The sequence below is a fragment of the Janthinobacterium sp. YR213 genome (genome assembly GCF_900099875.1).
In the GTDB taxonomy this organism is placed as follows: Bacteria; Pseudomonadota; Gammaproteobacteria; order Burkholderiales; family Burkholderiaceae_D; genus Janthinobacterium; species Janthinobacterium lividum.
The window spans coordinates 309,500-328,569 of record NZ_FNDA01000003.1 but is presented as its reverse complement, the minus strand read 5'-3'; the positions used below and the strand labels follow the sequence as shown (position 1 = coordinate 328,569).

Annotated in this window: 16 protein-coding genes and 1 riboswitch; of the genes, 6 read left to right on the top strand and 10 right to left on the bottom strand. The window is 63.6% G+C overall.

Going from position 1 to position 19,070, the window contains the following annotated elements:
* Positions 1-112 precede the first annotated feature (112 nt).
* Positions 113-688, bottom strand: a complete 576-nt coding sequence (locus tag BLT98_RS15475; protein WP_070278880.1) for a TMEM165/GDT1 family protein — start codon at positions 686-688, stop codon at positions 113-115.
* Positions 689-699: 11 nt separating this feature from the next.
* Positions 700-878: riboswitch (yybP-ykoY riboswitch) on the bottom strand.
* 145 nt (positions 879-1,023) lie between these two features.
* Here BLT98_RS15475 and BLT98_RS15470 point away from each other — a divergent pair.
* The 4 genes from BLT98_RS15470 (at position 1,024) to BLT98_RS15455 (ending at position 7,529) form a co-directional block, all read left to right on the top strand.
* Positions 1,024-3,417, top strand: coding sequence for a M1 family aminopeptidase (locus BLT98_RS15470; protein WP_092609956.1), 2,394 nt, complete (start codon positions 1,024-1,026; stop codon positions 3,415-3,417).
* Between the two features lie 118 nt (positions 3,418-3,535).
* Positions 3,536-5,395 carry a M1 family metallopeptidase gene (locus BLT98_RS15465; RefSeq protein ID WP_034783265.1) on the top strand — a complete coding sequence of 620 codons (1,860 nt, stop codon included), beginning with the start codon at positions 3,536-3,538 and terminating at the stop codon, positions 5,393-5,395.
* A 22-nt stretch (positions 5,396-5,417) separates the two neighbouring features.
* Positions 5,418-7,055: a serine hydrolase gene (locus BLT98_RS15460; protein WP_092609953.1), complete on the top strand. Its 1,638-nt coding sequence runs from the start codon at positions 5,418-5,420 to the stop codon at positions 7,053-7,055.
* A gap of 288 nt (positions 7,056-7,343) precedes the next feature.
* Positions 7,344-7,529: a hypothetical protein gene (locus tag BLT98_RS15455; RefSeq protein ID WP_139179274.1), complete on the top strand. Its 186-nt coding sequence runs from the start codon at positions 7,344-7,346 to the stop codon at positions 7,527-7,529.
* Positions 7,530-7,597: 68 nt separating this feature from the next.
* Here BLT98_RS15455 and BLT98_RS15450 read toward each other — a convergent pair whose 3' ends face one another.
* Together BLT98_RS15450 and BLT98_RS15445 are read right to left on the bottom strand one after the other, a co-directional pair.
* Positions 7,598-8,428: a class I SAM-dependent methyltransferase gene (locus BLT98_RS15450; RefSeq protein ID WP_092609949.1), complete on the bottom strand. Its 831-nt coding sequence runs from the start codon at positions 8,426-8,428 to the stop codon at positions 7,598-7,600.
* Positions 8,429-8,513: 85 nt separating this feature from the next.
* Complete coding sequence (locus BLT98_RS15445) at positions 8,514-9,173, bottom strand: pyridoxamine 5'-phosphate oxidase family protein (RefSeq protein WP_092609205.1); 660 nt, start codon at positions 9,171-9,173, stop codon at positions 8,514-8,516.
* Positions 9,174-9,278: 105 nt separating this feature from the next.
* Here BLT98_RS15445 and BLT98_RS15440 point away from each other — a divergent pair, with 105 nt between their 5' ends.
* Positions 9,279-10,784, top strand: coding sequence for a MocR-like pyridoxine biosynthesis transcription factor PdxR (locus BLT98_RS15440; protein WP_092609202.1), 1,506 nt, complete (start codon positions 9,279-9,281; stop codon positions 10,782-10,784).
* Positions 10,785-10,815: 31 nt separating this feature from the next.
* Positions 10,816-11,421 (top strand): hypothetical protein, encoded by a 606-nt coding sequence (locus BLT98_RS15435; RefSeq protein ID WP_070259940.1) that lies wholly within the window; start codon positions 10,816-10,818, stop codon positions 11,419-11,421.
* A gap of 11 nt (positions 11,422-11,432) precedes the next feature.
* On the opposite strand, the gene BLT98_RS15430 is transcribed toward BLT98_RS15435, so the two are convergent.
* From BLT98_RS15430 to BLT98_RS15400, 7 genes are all read right to left on the bottom strand, one after another.
* A complete protein-coding gene (locus BLT98_RS15430; RefSeq protein WP_092609198.1) occupies positions 11,433-12,212 on the bottom strand; it encodes a spermine/spermidine synthase domain-containing protein in 780 nt (259 codons plus the stop codon).
* A 60-nt stretch (positions 12,213-12,272) separates the two neighbouring features.
* The gene (locus BLT98_RS15425; RefSeq protein ID WP_070259937.1) at positions 12,273-12,797 is read right to left on the bottom strand and encodes an FxDxF family PEP-CTERM protein; all 525 of its coding nucleotides are present in this window, start codon (positions 12,795-12,797) and stop codon (positions 12,273-12,275) included.
* 239 nt (positions 12,798-13,036) lie between these two features.
* Positions 13,037-14,353, bottom strand: coding sequence for a sensor histidine kinase (locus BLT98_RS15420; protein WP_052140200.1), 1,317 nt, complete (start codon positions 14,351-14,353; stop codon positions 13,037-13,039).
* Positions 14,354-14,367: 14 nt separating this feature from the next.
* Positions 14,368-15,720 carry a sigma-54-dependent transcriptional regulator gene (locus BLT98_RS15415; protein WP_092609195.1) on the bottom strand — a complete coding sequence of 451 codons (1,353 nt, stop codon included), beginning with the start codon at positions 15,718-15,720 and terminating at the stop codon, positions 14,368-14,370.
* Between the two features lie 28 nt (positions 15,721-15,748).
* Positions 15,749-16,987, bottom strand: a complete 1,239-nt coding sequence (locus BLT98_RS15410) for an ABC transporter permease (protein ID WP_070259933.1) — start codon at positions 16,985-16,987, stop codon at positions 15,749-15,751.
* A gap of 28 nt (positions 16,988-17,015) precedes the next feature.
* The gene (locus BLT98_RS15405) at positions 17,016-18,338 is read right to left on the bottom strand and encodes an ABC transporter permease (protein ID WP_070278898.1); all 1,323 of its coding nucleotides are present in this window, start codon (positions 18,336-18,338) and stop codon (positions 17,016-17,018) included.
* Positions 18,339-18,346: 8 nt separating this feature from the next.
* Positions 18,347-19,060 (bottom strand): ABC transporter ATP-binding protein, encoded by a 714-nt coding sequence (locus tag BLT98_RS15400; RefSeq protein WP_070259929.1) that lies wholly within the window; start codon positions 19,058-19,060, stop codon positions 18,347-18,349.
* Positions 19,061-19,070 lie beyond the last annotated feature (10 nt).

Genomic DNA, 19,070 nt, shown 5'->3' with positions numbered 1-19,070 from the left:
CATTCCTCAAGAAGGCGCGCTGCCCGCTCGGGATGGGCGCGCCGGTACTCATGTCGCCGACATTGTAATTATGAGCATGAATATTGTAAATGAGAAATTATATCAGGCTGCCTCAGAACCCTAGTGCCGCGCCCGCGCCCAGCAGGGTGGCCACGCCCAGCACGGCAAAGACCAGCGCCGCGATGCCGTGCACGAGGCGCAGCGGGACGCGGTTGGCGATCCTGTCGCCCAGGTAGACGGCCGGCACGTTGGCCAGCATCATGCCGAAGGTGGTGCCCAGCACAACAGAGACAATGTCGTGATAGCGCGCCGCCAGCGCTACGGTCGCCACCTGCGTCTTGTCTCCCATTTCCGCCATGAAGAAGGCGATCAGAGTGGTCAGGAAGACGCCATACCTGGCCAGCTTCGTTTCGCCTTCATCGAGCTTGTCGGGGATCAGGGTCCAGGCGGCCATGGCGAGGAATGATACGCCCAGTACCCAGCGCAGCACATCGGGCCCCAGCATGCTGGTGATCCAGGTACCGACGGCGGCGGCAAACGCGTGATTGGCGATGGTGGCGACGAAGATCGCCAGCACGATGGGCAGGGGCTTGCGGAATTTGGCGGCCAGCAAAAAGGCCAGGAGTTGGGTTTTGTCGCCGATTTCAGCGAGACCGACGATGCCGGTGGAGATGAGGAATGCTTCCATGAGATTGCAAGAGTACGCGGGCCGGACGAATTAACCAATGATCCACGGGCGACTCCGGCCCATGCGGCCGCCCTGGATCAATGGTCTCGTCAAGTTCTGCAACCACCTGCACCATGGCCTGCGGGCCAATCATGTTGATACAGGTTCCCGCGGCAGGACCGCGGGACGACTACTCCCCAATGTTCGAGGCGCATCATACGCCAATGCCCGCGCCGGCGCCAGTACCGGCGGGGGATGCTGCGGCCTGGTGTGTGGGACTTCGACAACAATGATCGATTTGCAAACAGACTCGACTTAGAATGCAGTGTGCCCACGACTCCCAGATGGAATGCGCCATGCCGGTCCTTGTCCGCTTGCTTGCCTTATGTGTGACCTTGTTTGCTCCCTTGTCCGGCCTGTGCGCCGCCGCGCCCTTCGACGACAAGTTCCGCCAGCTGGAAGAATTGCTGCCTACGCCGAATGCCTACCGCACGGCGTCCGGTGCGCCGGGTCACGCCTACTGGCAGCAGCGCGCTGATTACGTGATCCGCGCCACGCTCGATGAGGCACGTCGCGCCATCACGGCCAGCGAACAGATCACCTACCACAACCGCTCGCCCGACAGCCTTGCGTACTTGTGGCTGCAGCTGGACCAGAATGGCTTGCGCCAGGATGCCGACCAGCGCCGCGTATTGAGCGCGCCATCGCGCCAGGCCTGGTTGAGCGGCAGCGAGGATGAAGCGCTGAAATTCGAGGACTTGCGCGCCATCCATGCGGGCCGCGAATTCGACGGCGGCTTCAAGCTCACCGCCGTGAAAGCGGCCAACGGCAAGCCGCTGCCGCATGCGGTCAACCAGACCATGCTGCGCATCGATCTGCCGGTGGCGCTGGCGCCTGGCCAGAGCGTCACTTTCAGCATCGACTGGTCGTATCAGATCAATGACCAGAAGGTGCTGGTCGAGCGCTCCGGTTATGAGTACTTTGAAGACGACAAGAACGCGATTTTCCAGATCGCGCAATGGTTCCCCCGTATGGCTGCGTATTACGACGCCGTCGGCTGGCAGCACAAGCAGTTCCTCGGCTCCGGCGAATTCACCTTGGAGTTTGGCGATTACGAGTTGTACCTGACGGTGCCGGGCGACCATGTGGTGGCCGCCACGGGCGAACTGCAAAACCCCGCTAGCGTGCTGAGCGCGGTGCAGCGCGAACGCCTGGCGCGGGCGAAGAACAGCAATACGCCGCTGCTGGTGATCACGCCCGCCGAGGCGCTGGTGGCGGAAAAGAGTAAAGCGGTGGGCATGAAAACCTGGCACTTCAAGGCGGCCAATGTGCGCGACGTGGCGTGGGCCTCGAGCCGCAAGTTCATCTGGGATGCGCAGGGACTGGACAGCGGCGGCAAGCGCGTGATGGCCATGTCCTACTATCCTAACGAGGGCAATCCGCTGTGGCAGCAGTACAGCACGCGCGCCGTCGTGCACGCGATCGAGCAGTACAACAAGTACAGCTTCGACTATCCGTATCCGAACGCGATCTCCGTCAATGGCGCCGTCGGCGGCATGGAGTACCCGATGATTGCGTTCAATGGCGGACGCCCCGTGAAGGACAAGAAGACGGGAGAACTCACGTATTCGAAGACGGCCAAATATGACCTGATCGGCGTGATCATCCATGAAGTGGGCCACAATTATTTTCCCATGATCGTCAACTCGGACGAGCGCCAGTGGACGTGGATGGACGAGGGCCTCAATTCCTTCCTGCAGTACCTGGCCGAGCAGGCGTGGGAAGAGCATTTCCCCTCCTGGAATGGCGAGCCGCGCAAGATTGTTGACTACATGCGCAGCCAGAACCAGGTGCCCATCATGACCAATTCCGAGTCCTTGCTGCAGTTCACGGCGAATGCCTACGACAAGCCGGCCACGGCACTCAACATCCTGCGCGAGACCATCCTGGGGCGCGAACTATTCGACTTCGCCTTCAGGCAGTACGCCTTGCGCTGGAAGTTCAAGCGCCCGACTCCCGCCGACTTTTTCCGCACCATGGAAGACGCTTCCGGCACGGACCTGGACTGGTTCTGGCGCGGCTGGTTCTATACCACGGACGCGGTCGACATCAGCATCGACGGCATCAGCGAATATGGCGTGAGCACGAAGAATCCGGAAGTCGAGAAAGCGTGGAAGAAGGCGCAGAAGGCCGCGCAGCCCATCTCGATCTCGGACCAGCGCAACAAGGCGCTGCCGAAGAAGGTCGATGTCGATCCCGCGCTGAAGGATTTCTATAACCGGCACGATGAATTTACGGTCACCAACAAGGACCGCAACAGCTATGCGGAAGAGCAGGAAGCGCTGGAGCCGTGGGAGAGACAGCTGCTGGAACAGCGCAACATGGGCAAGCATCTGTACCTGGTCGACTTTTCGAATCTCGGTGGCCTGGTGATGCCGCTGATACTGGAGATTGAACTGAAAAGCGGCAAGAAGATCATCGAACGCGTGCCTGCCGAAGTGTGGCGCTATGCGCCGCACAAGATCAGCAAGGTGATCGTCACGGACGAGCCGATGGTAAGCCTGGTACAAGACCCGTACTGGGAGACGGCAGATATCGACACCAGCAACAATGCGTGGCCGAGAAAAATCACGCCATCGCGCCTCGAACTGTTCAAGCAGGACCGCGACAAGAACAACCTGATGAAGGATTTTAATGCGCCGCTGAAGGCACCCGAGGCCAAGCCGGAAGCCAAGGCCGAGACGAAATAGGGAAACGGCGCCGGCCAGTCCGGCGCTTTTTTCTGCCGGCCTGCGCCGGAAGTGCTATTCTGCGCGACGCCCCGGCGCACACGGACCGGGGCTTTCGCAAATCATTCAAAAGACGACCATGCAAACTTTGACCTTCCTGCGCGCGCTGGGCTGTGCGCTACTTTGCCAGGTAACCCTGGCCGCGCACGCCGACCCCCTCAGCTACGCGCGCTACGACCAGGTGCGCACGCGCGACCTGCAGCTGGACCTGAAAGCGGACTTCAAGCAAAAGACCCTGTCCGGCTATGCGGAGCTGTCCTTGAACTGGATCGATCCGGCGGCGCGTACCCTGGTGCTCGATACGCGCGATTTGTCGATCGCGAAAGTACAGGTACAGGACAAGCGCGGCGCATGGCAGATGGCGCCGTACCAGCTGGACAAGGCCGATCCGGAAAAAGGCCAGGCGCTGCGCATCACCACCACGGGCCAGCCGGGCAAGGTGCGCGTCTACTATCACACGGCGCCGAACGCCATCGCGCTGCAGTGGCTCACGCCGCAGCAGACCATGTCGGGCAAGCTGCCTTTCATGTTCAGTCAGTCGCAAAGCATCAACGCCCGCTCGTGGGTGCCGTCGCAGGATACGCCGGCCGTGCGCTTTACGTACAGCGCGCGCATCGAGGCGCCAGCGGGCATGCGCGTCGTGATGAGCGCCGAGAATGACGAAAAGGCGACGGGCAAGGGCGGCTGGAAATTCAGGATGCCGCAGCCGATCCCCTCGTACCTGCTGGCCATCGCCATCGGCGAACTGGAAGTGCGCAAGCTCGGTCCCCGTTCCGCCGTGTATGCCGAGCCGCCGCGCATCAAGGCGGCCGAATACGAGCTGGCCGACACGGAAAAGATGATCCAGGCAGCCGAAGCACTATACGGTCCGTATGGCTGGGGCCGCTACGACATGATCGTGCTGCCGCCATCGTTCCCCTACGGCGGCATGGAAAACCCGCGCCTGACCTTCCTTACGCCGACCATGATCGCGGGCGACCGCAGCCTGGTCGACCTGATCGCGCATGAACTGGCCCACTCGTGGTCGGGTAACCTGGTCACCAATGCCTCGTGGAAGCACATGTGGCTCAACGAAGGTTTTACCACCTACGTCACCACGCGCATCGTCGAGCAGCTGTATGGCAGCGAAGTGGCGCAGATGGGCGTGCAGGTCGACCAGGAAGAACTGGCCGCCTCGATCCGCGAATTGCCGGCAGCGAAAACGGCATTGATCACGCGCGATGCGGACGCCAATCCCGCTGAAACCTACACGGACGATGGCATCATCTACCCGAAAGGCGCCTGGTTCCTGGCCACCATGGAGCGCCGTGCCGGCCGCGCCGTCTTCGATCCCTTCCTGCGCGGCTGGTTCGACCAGCATGCATTCCAGAGCGTGACGACGGAGCAGTTCATCGCCTACCTGCGCAAGAACCTACTGGCGCAGCATCCGGACGTGATGCCGGAAGCGGAACTCGATGAATGGCTGTATGGCACCGGCGTGCCGGCCAGCGCGCAGCGCGTCGTCTCGCCGCGCCTGGCACTGCTCGACCAGCACCGCGACGCCTGGCTGAAAGGCGAGCTGGCGACCAAGGACCTGGGCATGGACAAGTGGATCGCCATCGAATCGATGCACTTCCTGAACGATATCAACAACAAGGCCAGCGCAGCGCAATTGCGTGAGCTGGACCAGGCCTACGGCGTGGGCAAGAGCGGCAACAATGAAGTGGCTTACCGCTTTTATCTGGCCTCCGTGAACGCCGGCTACGATGTGCGCCAACCCTTGCAGGCATTCCTGATGAGCGTGGGCCGCCAGAAGTTCGTCGTGCCCCTGTACAGCGCCTTGATGAAGACGCCGCAAGGCCATGCCTGGGCCAAGGACGTGTATGCGAAGGCGCGTGAACGCTACCACCCGGTGACGCAGGAGAGCGTCGATAAATTGATGGCCGCGCAAGCGCATTGAACCTTCTTTGGACATCCTGACCATGCATACCATGAACCGTCTTGCCGCCGCCATCGTGCTGGCGTTTTCCAGCATCACCGTGCCGGCGCTGGCTTTGGACGCCGCACCCGTTGTTGCCGCTGCGCCGGCGCCCGCGCCCGCCTTCGATCTTGAGCGCGACGTTGCCACCGCCCTGAAAGTGTTCGACGTGCCCGGCATGGCGATCGCCATCGTCAAGGATGGCAAGGTCGTCACCGCCAGGGGCTTTGGCGTACGCAAGCTGGGTGAACCGGCCGCTGTCGATGCGCAGACCCTGTTCGAAGTGGCATCGAATTCGAAAGGCTTCACGGCCGCCGCGCTGGCCATGCTGGTCGACGATGGCAAGCTGGCCTGGGACGATCCTGTCACCAAGCACTTGCCCGGTTTCCAGATGCACGATTCCTACGTGACGGGTGCCATGACCATCCGCGACCTGCTCACGCACCGCAGTGGCCTGGGCCTGGGCGCGGGCGACTTGCTGTGGTGGCCGACCACCACGTTCAGCACCGACGAAATCATCGAGAAGCTGCGCTACATCCGTCCGGCCACGAGTTTTCGCAACAGCTATGCCTACGATAACCTGCTGTATATCGTGGCCGGCAAGATCATTGCCGACAAGGCGGGGAAAAGCTGGGGCGAGGCCATGCATGAACGCATCCTGGCGCCGCTGGGCATGACGGGCACCACCACCAGCCTGCTTGAAAACGCGGGCAAGTCCGACGTCGCCAGTGCGCACAGCAAGATCGACGGCAAGATCGCCGCCGCCAAGTCCATGCCCGTGCCGAATGCCGTGGGTGCCGTCGGCATCAACACGAATGCGGAAGATATCGCCAAGTGGATGATGGTGCTGCTCGACGGCGGCAAGATCGCCGGCGTGAAGGACAAGGATGGCAAGGACGCGCGCCTGTTCAGTGAAAAGCAGGGCCGCGAGATGTGGACGGCGCAAACGCCGATCAAGATTTCCGAGCCGAAGCCGGCGCTGGCCGCAACGAAACCGAATTTCAGCGCGTATGGACTGGGCTTCCAGCTGCGCGACTACAAGGGCATGAAAGTGGCCATGCACGGCGGCGCGCTGCAAGGATTTTATTCGCGCGTGGTGATGGTGCCGGAAGCAAAGCTGGGCGTGGCCATTCTGACCAATGCGGAAAATGGCGGTTCCATGACGGCGCTGCAATGGCGCATCCTCGACCATTACCTGCAGGCGGCGCCGTCGGACTGGCTGGCGCTGGTGGCCAAGGTGGAGCAGGACCAGCATGCCGAGGAAGTGAAAAAGCAGGGCAAGGCGTCGAGCGCACGCGCGGCCAGATCGCAGCCATCGCTGCCGCTGGCGGCGTATGACGGCGAGTATGAGGATGCCTGGTATGGCAAGGTCACTATCCGTCCGGAAGGCAAGAAGCACATCCTCAGCTTTACGCGCACGCCGGACCTGACGGGCGAGCTGGAACACTGGCAGCACGACACCTTCATCGTGCGCTGGAAGGAGCGCAATTTCAACGCCGATGCCTACGTGACGTTCTCGCTCAATCCCGATGGCAGCATCGACCGGGTAAAGATGGCGCCGGTGTCGGCCGAGACGGATTTCAGCTACGACTTCCAGGATCTGAGCCTGGTGCCGGTGAAGCCGAAGGAAGCAAAGAAATAAGGTATCGATACAAGAACCGCAGCCTGTGCTGCGGTTTTTTTTCGCCTGTTTCCATGCAAATGCACGGCAGGAGGGCGGCGGGCCAGTTTTTATTCCATGAAATGGGATGAAAAAGAAACGTTATTTTGTTTTATTGTTTGCGTATTTATTAACTTTTCAAGGTGTTACTATTTCCGTGCGCCATGAAATTCGTCTCTCGACAGGCAGTTTCTGGCGGCTGGCGTCTTTGTCTTCCAGTGGTTTTATATAACAACTCAACTCTTTGGGAACGGGATAAAAATGATCAATGTGAAAAAAGCTGTATTTGTCTTTTGCGCCGCCGTCGGTTTTGCCGGCGCCATCAGTTCTTCCGCATATGCCCTGCCAACCCGTGAAACCTGCGAGGAAGCCTATACCGCGTGCGTGACGGATGGCGATGCCAGCTCCTGCTCCCTGGTCAAGCGCCTGTGTGGCGTGTACGGCATTTACCTGTAAGGCGCGCTGCGCGCACAAGACGATGGCGGCGCGCCGTTTCGGCCCGCCGCCATTGTCTTGTCAGTGACTCAGGGTTTGACGAATTTCAGGGTCATGCGGTCGCTCTCGCCGATGGCCGTGTATTTGGCCCGGTCCACATCCTTGTTGGCATAGGTCGGCGGCAGCGCCCACACACCGCCCTGGTGGTCGGCATGGTCCTTCGGATTGGCGTTGATGTCCGACTTGGCCGCCAGTTTGAAACCTGCGCCTTCGGCCAGCTTGATCACATACGCTTCGTGCATGTAGCCGCTACTGGCCGTGGCATCCTGCGCCTTGTTGGCCGGCAGGCGGTGCTCGACGACGCCGAACACGCCGCCCGGTTTCAGGCTGTCATACACTTCCTTGAACAAGGTCTGCATGCCGGCTTCGCCGATGGGTATCCAGTTGTGGATATTGCGGAAGGTGAGCACCATGTCGGCCGTGCCCTTGGGCGCGATGCGGTAGGTGGTGGGGGGCGCGAAGGCGCCGATCTCCACCTTGCCGAAAGCCGCCGGGTTGGCGTCGAGCTTTTGCTGGAAGCGCGCCGCGCCGCGGCGGGCGCCTTCGCTGCTTGACTGCGGGTCGTTGCCGGCGGCGATCAGCTTGCCGTTGTCGCGCAGGTAGGGCGCCAGGATCTCCGTGTACCAGCCGCCGCCGGGCGCCAGTTCCACCACCGTCATGGTCGGCTTGATGCCGAAGAACGCCAGCGTTTCATACGGATGGCGGGCGCTGTCGCGCAGCGCGTTGGCCGGCGTGCGCGCACTGCCGGCGATGGCCGCCTTCAGGGCCGCGTCGCCCGCATCGGCGGCCAGTGCCGCACCGCTGCCGCCACAGGCCAGCATGACCGTCAAGGCCGTGGCCAGGGTTACTCGCTTCATCATCATATGCTCCATGCGTGATTGGATCGGTTGCTCAATTGGTGGCGATCGCCATCAACGCCGATCATCGGGCAAGCACGCTGGCCGGTCAAGCGGATTCCGTCCCCCATGCGGCGGCATATGCGGGCATTTCGCTGGTGTTGAGTGCATCGGCGATGGCCGTGCCCCGTCCGTGCGTAAACGGCAGTTCGCCCGTCCAGACGGCATGCGCCATGTCGCCCGCGTCGTCGAGCGGGCCGCCCCTGCGCTGCTTGACGGCGCATTCGTCGAGCGCGATGCGCAGCACGGTGGTGGCCGCGTATTCCTTGGCGCTGCCGCCGCGCACCTGCGCCAGGCGTCCCGGCGCCAGTTTTTCCATCAGCGCATCCATGGCCGCATGCTGCTGGCCGATATCGCTTACTTTTTCAAACTGCCCGTACACCATCGCCGAGCGGTAGTTCATCGTGTGATTGAAGGCGGAGCGCGCCAGCACTAGGCCGTCGAGATGGCTCACCGTCACGCACACATCGGTATCGTGCAAGAGCTGCTTGAGCATGCGGCTGCCGTTCGAGCCATGGATGTACAGGTAGCCGCCGATGCGCCAGCAGGCGGTCGGGATGCAATGGCTGCCCGTGTCGTCGCGGAAGGCGATATGGCACAGGTAGGCGGCATCGACGATGGCGTGCAGGGCGGCTTGCTCGTAGCTGGCCAGTTCGGCGACGCGGCGCACGCGGGTACGGGGGCTGGGAGGCAGGGCGGTAGCGGTCATGGCGGAAGTCCGGTTGGTTGAAGAAGCAGGCCGCACTATAATCGGCATCTGGCCCTGAAAAAAGATCCAGAACCGACAAATAATTTAGAGCCACCAAGGAAACGCATGGATTTTGCTTTGCTGCTTGATGCATTCGAGCGCACGCACCGCGAGCGGGGCTGGCCGCGCCAGCGCCTGCTGCATGAATGCCTGCGCGCGGCGATCCGCAACGGGCAGTTGGCGCCCGGTACGCGGCTGGCCGCCACGCGCGTGCTGGCCGCCGAACTGGGACTGGCGCGCAATACCGTGCTGTACGCCTACGAGCAATTGGCCAGCGAAGGGTTTGTCTTGCCGGACCGGCGCGGCACCGTCGTCGCCGGCAGCGCCGGCATGCCGGAAGCCGTGCCGGCGGCCGGCAGCAAGGATGGCTTGTCGCGCCGCGCCCGGCATTTGCGCGGCGTGGCGGGACAGGATGTGAATGCGGCGCTGGTGTTTCCCGCCGACGCCATGGGCGCGTTCGCGCCTGGCGTGCCGGCGCTCGATGAATTCCCGCTGGCGCAGTGGCGGCGCATGCTGGACCGCGCATGGCGGGCGCTGACGCCGCGCCAGCTCAATTACGGCGACCCTGCCGGCGAGCCGCAGCTGCGCATGGCCATCGCCGAGCATTTGCGCGCCGCGCGCGGCGTCGTCTGCGATGCGGGCCAGGTGTTCATCACGGACGGCACGCAGAGCAGCCTCGATGTCTGCCTGCGCGCCTTTGCCGACCAGGGCGATACCTTGTGGATCGAGCATCCCGGCTATGGCGGCGCGCTGGCCGCGGGCCGCGGCGCCGGCTTGCAGGTGACGGGCATCGCCGTTGACATGGATGGCATCGCGCCGACGGATGACGACTGGCGCGAGACGCCGCCGCGCCTGATCTACACCACGCCGTCGCACCAGTATCCGACGGGCAGCGTGCTCAGTCCCGCGCGCCGCATGGCGCTGCTCGAACGCGCGCGCGTGGCCGGCGCCTTGATCGTCGAAGACGATTACGACAGCGAATTTCGCCATGGCGGCCCGCCCCTGGCCGCCATGCAGGGACTGGTGGCCGATGCGCCCGTCGTGTACCTGGGCACCTTCAGCAAGACCATGTTTCCCGCCTTGCGCATCGCCTTTATCGTCGTGCCGTCCGCGCTGGCCGGCGCCTTCGCGCAGATGCAGGCGCAGGGCGCCGCGCGCGGACGGGTAGCCGAACAGCTGGCGCTGGCCGACTTCCTGCGCAGCGGCCTGTTTGCGCGCCACGTGCGCCGCATGCGCCGCCTGTACCGCCAGCGCCGCGACGCCTTGAGCGAGGCCTTGCAGCGCCATGCGTGTGGCGGCGCGGCCATCCATGGCGGCACGGCCGGCATGCACCTGGCGCTGCGTTTTCATGAAACGGAATGGGATGACCTGGCGCTGAGCCGGAGCGCCGCGCAGGACGGCATCGTGGCGCTGGCCCTGTCCGCGCACGGCACGGGAGAAGGGATGGGCTGGAACGGCTTCCTGCTCGGTTATGCGCAGGTGCCGGCCGAGAACATGGACGGCCTGGCACGCCGCCTGGGCGCGCTGCTTGCGCAAGCTGGCGCGGCTGGGCAGGCGAAGCGGTCACAATAGGCCTTTGCCAGGACGAGGAAGAGGACTACCCATGATACTGAGCTGGAAAGCCCCGGTTGATTACCATGACAAACTGACCGGCTCCTACGACAAGGAATGTGGATCCTATGAGACGGCTGGATCGAACTTCGACTATCTGGCGCTGCTGCAGGGGGCTCCGTATCCGTTCGGTATGGACAGGCCCCCCGTGCATTTCGTCTGCACCCGGGAAAGGCTCCTGAAACATGACTGTCTGTGGCTGCTGGGGGACGTGCCGCTGGTCTCGGCCCGCCTGGCCGGGTTCCTTGCCGGCGCCGCCGGCCAGGACGTGGAATTGCTCGCTCCCGCCTGCATCATGGCGGGCGGTGAACCTGTGGAGCAGCCGTTTTACATCGTGAATGCGACGCAACACGTACAGACGGTGGACCTCGAACGTTCAATCGCGGAAAAAGATGACAAGGGCAACGTCATCTACTTCACGCGGACGTTTTTGCGCGACGAGGAACTGGCGCCCAGGCAGATCGCCAGGGATGCGCAATCAGGCGACCTGTTGATCTCCAGCGAGCTCGCTGGCCTGATGAAAGCCGCGCGCTTCAACGGCGGCAAGAGCCTGGGGTTTTATCGCGCCGCAGGAAACTGGCAGCCTGTCCTGGAATGAGATCGCATGGCTTACTGCTGGTCCTGCATCCACTGCTTCAAGCCATTGACCCAGTTCTTGGCGGGCAGGTTGAACTGCTTCTTGATGGTGGCGGCGCGTTCGTATAAATCGCTGAAGTCGAGCGATGGCGATTTTTTGAAGGCCAGCACGACGATGTTTTCATCTTCCATTTCCGGCACCCAGACGACGGCGTCGAACACCAGTTCCATCGCCTGTAGATTCTTGTCGTAGTTGGGGAAGTCGCCGAAGACATTCGTGCACATGATGCCGTCGTCGACCAGGCAGTCGTGGCAAGCCTGGTAGAACTCTGGCGTGTCGAGCACAGGACCGCGCGCGTCTTCGTCGTACAGGTCCACTTGCAGCGCGTCGACCGTGCCGTGGTTGGCAGGATCGAGCACGAAGTCGAGCGCATTCATTTCACGCACATCGAGGCGCGCGTCGTTCGGCGGCAGCGCGAACTGGGCGCCGCAGATGGCGATCACGTTCGGATTGAGTTCGATGGCCGTGACCGTGGCGTCGGGGAAGCGGCGGTAGCTGAATTTGGTCAGCGCGGCGCTGCCCAGCCCCAGCTGCACGATGCGTTTGGGCTGCGTCTTGAACAGCATCCACATCATCATCATCTGCACGTATTCGAGCTCGATGGCATCTGGCTTGTCCAGGCGCATGGCGCCCTGTACCCACTTGGTGCCCAGGTGCAGGTAGCGGATGCCGCGGTGTTCGGTGGTGGTGGCAGGCGGGTGGCCCGGGTGGCTGAAAGCGGTATGGCTGGTGGAGGTAAAGTCGGTCGTCATGGCGCCAGTTTAGCAGCCGGGTGAAAAAAAAGACGCCGCAGCGTCTTTTGGGTGGTGCGCTCAAGATTGCTTGCGGCGTCGTGCCAGGAAGCCGAGTATGCCCAGGCCGGCCAGCAGCATGCCATACGTTTCCGGTTCAGGAACGGGCGCCAGGTTCAGGTTGAAGGTGCCGCCATAGCTGCCGCCGTTGCTGTTGCCCATGACGGTGAGGACCATCGGACCGTTGAACAGCAGTGTGGTTGGCGCCAGCACCTCGCCCTGGGCATAGCCGAAGACGGTGGGGCCGCCAAAACCGGTCAGGGAGATGCCGTTCAGATTGGCGCTGGTGAAGTTGATGGAAGCCGGGTCGCTGCCCGTGACCGACAGGTTGGCCAGGAAGGCTTGCGCGGTCGAACCGAAAGTCGCGTCGGGAGTGAACGTGAACGTATCGGTAAAGACGCCTAGCGGCGTGGGAGTGGCGTTGAAGCCCCCCGTCCACAGGTTGCCCGTGGTGTTGGTCAGGTTGATGGTGTACGACGCAGCATATGCGCTACCGATGGTTGCAGCGCCCAGTACCGCTGCTGCGATGAGTGATTTCAGTTTCATATTTATCCCCGCGAAAAAACGATTAATGTTTCAAAAAAAACCGTGCCGCTCAGATAAATTATCGCCACGACATTTCATTGTCAATGAGCTATTTTTATATCATTATGCAAACTTAAATAGCTTATTTCTAACACACGGGCATGGCGCTCATGAAGTTGCAATATTAAAAACTATAATTGTCAATATTGTACCGAAAAATAATTGCGCAGCGTGTGATGAAAAAATCGTTACGCCAGTAACTAATTTCTGTCCAGCAAGGGCAGAATCAATGTCACCGCCAGGCCGCCACCTTCGCGGTTGGCCAGGGTGATGCGCCCGCCATGGGCTTCGGCGATTTCGCGTGCCAGCGCCAGGCCAAGTCCCGTGCCGCTGCGCTTGGTGGAATAAAACGGTACCAGCGCGTTTTCCAGCACGGCGCCGCTCATGCCCGGGCCGCGGTCTCGCACTTCGATGCGCAGCTGCCCTTGCGCCTGGCTGACGTGCAGGCCGATATGCTCTTGCCGCGAACCGGATTCCAGCGCATTCTTGAGCAGGTTCAACAGTGCCTGCTGCATTTGCGCCGCATCGAACACGGCTGCCTGTGCGGGCGGTACGCAGTCGAGCGCGAAGGCCGCCTGCGAGGCCAGGCTGTCGAGAAAAGGCTGCCACTCGCACGGCGCCAGGCGTGGCGCGGGCAGCTTGGCAAAGCGCGCATAGCCGAGGATGAAGGTTTCCAGGTGGCGCGTGCGCTCCTCGATGGTGGCGAGGATTTGCGGCAGGCGCTCCGTCTGGCCGCGGCGCACCAGCTCGGCGCCGGAATGGGCCAGCGAGGCCAGCGGCGCCAGCGAGTTGTTCAGTTCATGGCTGATGACGCGGATGACTTTTTTCCAGGTTTGCACTTCCTGGCGCCGCAGTTCCAGGGTCAGCTGGCGCAACAGCAGCAGTTCGTGCTTGCGCCCGTTCAGGCTGAAGCTGCGCCGCGCCAGGTGATATACCTCTTCCTGCTCCCCTTCGCCGCTGGTAAACAAGCCGTCGTTGCGGCGCGCCAGCGCTTCGGCCAAGGCCGGCGCCGCCTGTTGCACGATGTCGGCCAGGTGATGCCCCTCGAGCCGGCGGCCGTGGTGCAGCAGCTGGCGCGCGGCCAGGTTGGCGTAGACGATAGCGCTGCCCTCGGCCACCAGCAGCATGGCCACCGGCGTGTTTTGCACCATGGTGTCGAGCAGCAGTTCGCGCTGCACCAGGTCCAGGCGCTGCTTGCGCAGTACGTCGCCCAGCGCATTGTGGGCCGCCACCAGGTCGGCCAGTTCATCGTTCTGCGGCCAGCGCAGGCTGAAGCCGAAGTCGCCGTCCTGGTAGCTGGCGACGGTGCCGCTCAAGGCGCGAAACAGCGACAGCATCGCTTGCAGCTGCGCGCGGATGGTAATCACGGCCACCGGCAGCACGCACAGCAGGGTACCCGCCAGCACCAGCAGCGGCTGGCCGGGTAAAAAATGCGCGAGCAGCAGGGCGATGACGATGCCCAGCACCAGCAGGGTGACGATCAGCGCCGTCCAGCGCGTGAGCAGGGAAAGGCGCATGGGACGGTAGGCCATCAGCCGCGCGCGATGCCCAGGCGTTCCATGCGCCGGTACAGCGCCTGGCGCGACAGCCCCAGTTCCTGTGCCGCCTGCGCTACCACGCCGTGTGCGCGCGCGAGCGCCGCGGTGACGCTGTCGCGGTCCGGCTCCGTCGCGGCGCCATCCTGCGGCGCGCGCAGCGATGGCACACCCGCCAGCGGCAAGCCCGTTTCCTGTGCGCGGATCACGGGACCGGCCGTCAGCAGGCTGGCGCGCTGCATGACGTTTTTCAGTTCGCGCACGTTGCCGGGCCAGCCGTGCGCCAGCAGGGTGGCCTGCGCTTGCGCGTCCAGGGTTTTTTCGCTGCCCAGGAAATGCTGTGCCAGCACCAGGATGTCGAGCGGGCGCTGGGCCAGCGGCGGCAGGCGCAGTTCGATCACGTTCAAGCGGTAGAACAGGTCTTCGCGAAATGTGCCGGCCTTGATCATCGCCGGCAGGTCGGCGTTGCTGGCGCTGATGACGCGCACTTTCACTTGCCGCTCGCGGTTCGAGCCGAGGCGCTCGAAGCGTCCCGTTTCCAGTACGCGCAGCAGTTTCATTTGCCCGGCCAGCGGCAGGTTGCCGATCTCGTCGAGGAACAAGGTGCCGCCGTCGGCCGCGTCGAACTTGCCGTCGCGCGCGCGCGTGACGCCCGTGTAGGCGCCCGCCTCGGCACCGAACAGTTCCGCCTCGATCAGCTCGACCGGCACGGCGCCGCAATTGAGCACGATGAAGGGGCCGCTGGCGACGTGGGAATTGGCTTGCACGATGGCGGCGATGCGTTCCTTGCCGCTGCCGTTCGGCCCCGAAATGAGCACGGGAACGTCGGCCCGCGCCACCTGGCACGCCAGGTGCACGACTCTTTCCGTGGCCGGGTCTTGCCACACCATGCCGCGCAAGTCGAAGTCTTTTTCCAGCGCGTGGCGCTGGCGCTGCTCGGCCACCACGCGCTGGCGCAGCGCGCGGCTGGCCTGTCCCAGTTCCAGCAGGTTCTGCACGGAAGCGATCAGGCGCCGGTCATCCCATGGCTTGGCCAGGTAGTCGGCCGCGCCGGACTTGATCAGGTCGACGGCCGCGTCGAGCTGTGTCCATGCTGTCAGCAGGATCACGGGCAGATCCGGGTAGCGCGCGCGGATCGCGTGGAACAGCGCGCTGCCTTCCTCTCCCGAAGTGGTGTCGGCCGTGAAGTTCATGTCCTGCACCACCAGGTCGATGGCGTGGCGCTCGAGCAGCTGCAGGCCCTCCTCGGGCGAGGCGGCGCGCACGGCGTCGATCTCGTGCAGGGAGAACAGCACGTCCAGCGCGATGGCCACGGCGGCATTGTCGTCAATAATCAGTACGGTAGGCATGCGCGCAGCATATCACTCAGGTGCCGGCTCAGGTACTGCGCGTGGCAGTGGCCGGCGAAATACTGGCAGCGCGCCAGGCTGGCCCATACACGGCGCCCACGCCCAGCAGCCAGAATACCAGCGCGCCGGCCAGCAGGTAGCCGGGCGGCAGGCGCGCCATTTCCAGCTGGCTGACCAGCAGCTGATTCAGGCCCAGCGCCAGCACCACGCCAGCCGCCACGCCGACGCTGGTGATCATGAAATTCTCCGTCAGGAAGTAGCGCAGGATGTCGATGCGGCGGGCACCGAGCGCGCGCCGCACGCCGATCTGCTTGCGCCGCTGCGAGACCCACAGGCTGGCGATGCCGACGATGCCGCTGGCCGTCACCAGCAGCAGCAGGGTGCTGACGGCGATGAGCATCCAGGACAAGCCCTGGTCGGCCAGATAACGTGTCTTGCGGTGCTGCTCCAGGGTATCCGTGCGCACCAGCAGGCGCTCGGTGCTGGACGTGCGGATGGCTTGTTCCGCCTCCTTCATCAGGCGGTTGCGCTGGCCTGGTTCTGCCCGCACGGCAAATAGCAGCGAATCGCGCCCGCCCGTCAGGCGCGCCGGCAGGATGATCGAATACTCGCCTTGGGCGCTGACCTGGCCGACCTGCGTCTGCAGCCGTTCCACCACGCCGATCACGCGCATCTCGTCATCGTTGTCGCCGGTGCCATTGAACAGGGGTTTGCCGACAAAGCTGGTTTCGCCTGGCCAGATTTTTTGCGCCGCGGCGCGCGTCACGATCACCACCTTGGGGAAGGTTTCATCGACGTCTTCATTGATTTCCGGGACCTCGTCGGGATGGAAATCGCGCCCTTCCACCAGCTTCAGGCCATATGTCCTGACCAGCGAATCGGGCGTGACGTACATCGAGGTGCCGGCGCTGGCCTCGGCCTGTCCGCGTTTGGCCGCGACGTTGGTGCTGCTGCCGGAACGCGACAGCACGGCCTGCGTGGTTTGCGCCACGGAGACCACGCCCGGCAGGGCGCGCAGTATCGCGGCCTGGCGCTTCTGTTCGGCTATCTGGCGCTGCGGGCTGCCTTTGTCCATGCTCTGGACTTTGACATAGAAGATGTCGTTTTCGGCCGCTACGCCGGTGGGACGGGCGGCGATGGCCTGGCGCAGGTTGACGATGTACAAGGCGTTGGCCAGGATGGCCAGGCTGATGGCAACTTGCACGGCGACGAGCACGGCGCCGGTCTTGTTGCGCATCAGCGCCGACAGGATGGGGCGGATTTCCATGTGGGGCCTCATTGTGAAAAGGTGGGTGTCATTGGGATTTGAGCTGCATCGCCGGCGTGACCTGGCAGGCGCGCCAGGTGGGCAACAGCCCTGCGAGCAAGGCCGCCAGTACGGAAACGGCAAACGTCAGCAGCAGCATCGGGACATCCAGGTGCGCCACGGTGCCCAGCTCCCTCGATTGCGCGCTCACCACGGCCAGGGCGGCATAGGCCAGCAACAGGCCCAGTACGCCGCCGGCCAGGCCGATGACGCCTGTCTCGATCAGGAACTGGCGGAAGATGTCGCGCTGCGTGGCGCCCAGTGCGCGGCGGATGCCGACTTCCGCCGCCCGCGCGGAGAACTTGGCCAGCAGCAGGCCGATGGTGTTGACCAGGCAGAGCAGCAGGAAGCCGAAGGCCAGCCAGGCAGCCAGTTTGTTGTCGTTGTCGACCACGTTCAGGAAATCGAGCCACTGCCTGACGTCGTACAGCATGTTGGGCGCATGGCGTGGCATGCGGCCCAGCTTGCGCTGTTCGGCCGCATAGCTGTCGAGATACGCCTGCAAGTCGCTGCGTTCGCCGGCGCTGGCCATTTCAAACCAGAATTGCAGCCAGGTGCAGTCCGATGCCAGGATGCCCTGGTAACCGGGGCTGCGCTCGACGCCGCTGCAGGCCATGCCGCCGTCATGCCCCGTTTCGTGGCGGATGGCACTGGCAAACGGAATGAAGAATTCATCTTCCGTGCCAAAGGCGCCCTTGCTGCCGATGATGCGGTGCACGCGCGGCACGGGATCCCAGCGATCAAGCACGCCGCTGACCAGATAGGGGCGTCCCAGCACCGTCACGCGCTGGCCCACGGGATTGACTGTGCCCAGCAGCTTTTCCGCCAGGGCGCGGCTCAGGACGATGACGTCGGCGCCGCTGGCGTCGTCGGCCTCGCTCCATGGCTGGCCATACAGGAACGGTACTTCAAACATGGCGAAGAAATCGCGCGTGGGGGCCAGGCCCTGGGCCCGGAAGGCGCCGAGGTCCCTGCGCGCCGGCTCCACGGGTCCGGCCACGCCGTACATGACACTGCGGCGGATGCCCATCTTGCTGGCCATGAAGTTCTTCGCATCGGTATAGGCGAGCTGTGATTGGCCAAAGCTGGGTTTGGTGCCCGGCGTATAGCCTTTCAAGGGAACGACATCGATCATCGGCACGAACAGGCGGTCGCTCTTGTGCGGCAGCGGATCGCCCGACATCGCATGCAGGATGGTGACGGTGGCCACGCTGGCGGCCACGCCGACGGCCAAGGTCAGCACCATCAGCGCCGTCAGGGCGGGATTGCGGCGCAGGTTGCGCAGGCCCAGCTTGAAATAGTAGTGGAACATGGCGGCTCCTAGGCGGTCGCGTGCTGCGGCTTGAGCGACAGCGTGGCGCCATGCTGTACCAGGTCCGACACCTGGCCGTCGATGATGTGCACATTGCGCTGGCTGCGCAGCGCCAGTTCCGGATCGTGCGTGACCATCAGGATGGTGGTGCCTTGCGCATTGATTTCTTCCAGCAGCTCCATCACGCCGCGCGCCATCTGCGTGTCCAGGTTGCCCGTCGGTTCATCGGCCAGCAGCAGTTTCGGCGAGCCGGCCAGCGCGCGCGCGATGGCCACGCGCTGCTGCTGGCCGCCCGACAATTCGGCCGGATAGTGCTTCATGCGCGACGCCAGGCCCACCTTGGCCAGCGCCTCCTCGATGCGCTCCTTGCGTTCGGCGCGATTGAAACCCCGGTAGCGCAGCGGCACGTCGACATTGTCGAACAGCGACAGGTCGGGAATCAGGTTGAAACCCTGGAAGATGAAGCCCAGTTTTTCATTGCGCAGGCGCGAGCGGGCATTGTCGTCCATGCCCCTGACGTTGACACCGTCGAGTATGTATTCGCCATCGGTGAATTCCTCGAGCAGGCCGGCGATGTTCAGGAAGCTCGTCTTGCCGGAGCCGGACGGTCCCGTGACGGTGACGAATTCGCCCTGGCGGACGTGGATCTCGAAGCCGCGCAGCGCGTGTGTTTCGATCATGTGGGTGCGGTAGATCTTGCTCAGGTTTTGCATGCGCAGCATGGAGGGCTCC

What these genes read in the sequence shown, in the direction of transcription:
- BLT98_RS15470 (WP_092609956.1), top strand. Translation starts at nt 1,024, where the DNA reads ATGCCGGTCCTTGTCCGCTTGCTTGCCTTATGTGTGACCTTGTTTGCT.
- BLT98_RS15435 (WP_070259940.1), top strand. Translation starts at nt 10,816, where the DNA reads ATGATACTGAGCTGGAAAGCCCCGGTTGATTACCATGACAAACTGACC.
- BLT98_RS15445 (WP_092609205.1), bottom strand. Translation starts at nt 9,173, where the DNA reads ATGACCGCTACCGCCCTGCCTCCCAGCCCCCGTACCCGCGTGCGCCGC.
- BLT98_RS15425 (WP_070259937.1), bottom strand. Translation starts at nt 12,797, where the DNA reads ATGAAACTGAAATCACTCATCGCAGCAGCGGTACTGGGCGCTGCAACC.
- BLT98_RS15420 (WP_052140200.1), bottom strand. Translation starts at nt 14,353, where the DNA reads ATGCGCCTTTCCCTGCTCACGCGCTGGACGGCGCTGATCGTCACCCTG.
- BLT98_RS15440 (WP_092609202.1), top strand. Translation starts at nt 9,279, where the DNA reads ATGGATTTTGCTTTGCTGCTTGATGCATTCGAGCGCACGCACCGCGAG.
- BLT98_RS15430 (WP_092609198.1), bottom strand. Translation starts at nt 12,212, where the DNA reads ATGACGACCGACTTTACCTCCACCAGCCATACCGCTTTCAGCCACCCG.
- BLT98_RS15405 (WP_070278898.1), bottom strand. Translation starts at nt 18,338, where the DNA reads ATGTTCCACTACTATTTCAAGCTGGGCCTGCGCAACCTGCGCCGCAAT.
- BLT98_RS15450 (WP_092609949.1), bottom strand. Translation starts at nt 8,428, where the DNA reads ATGATGAAGCGAGTAACCCTGGCCACGGCCTTGACGGTCATGCTGGCC.
- BLT98_RS15400 (WP_070259929.1), bottom strand. Translation starts at nt 19,060, where the DNA reads ATGCTGCGCATGCAAAACCTGAGCAAGATCTACCGCACCCACATGATC.
- BLT98_RS15415 (WP_092609195.1), bottom strand. Translation starts at nt 15,720, where the DNA reads ATGCCTACCGTACTGATTATTGACGACAATGCCGCCGTGGCCATCGCG.
- BLT98_RS15465 (WP_034783265.1), top strand. Translation starts at nt 3,536, where the DNA reads ATGCAAACTTTGACCTTCCTGCGCGCGCTGGGCTGTGCGCTACTTTGC.
- BLT98_RS15410 (WP_070259933.1), bottom strand. Translation starts at nt 16,987, where the DNA reads ATGGAAATCCGCCCCATCCTGTCGGCGCTGATGCGCAACAAGACCGGC.
- BLT98_RS15460 (WP_092609953.1), top strand. Translation starts at nt 5,418, where the DNA reads ATGCATACCATGAACCGTCTTGCCGCCGCCATCGTGCTGGCGTTTTCC.
- BLT98_RS15475 (WP_070278880.1), bottom strand. Translation starts at nt 688, where the DNA reads ATGGAAGCATTCCTCATCTCCACCGGCATCGTCGGTCTCGCTGAAATC.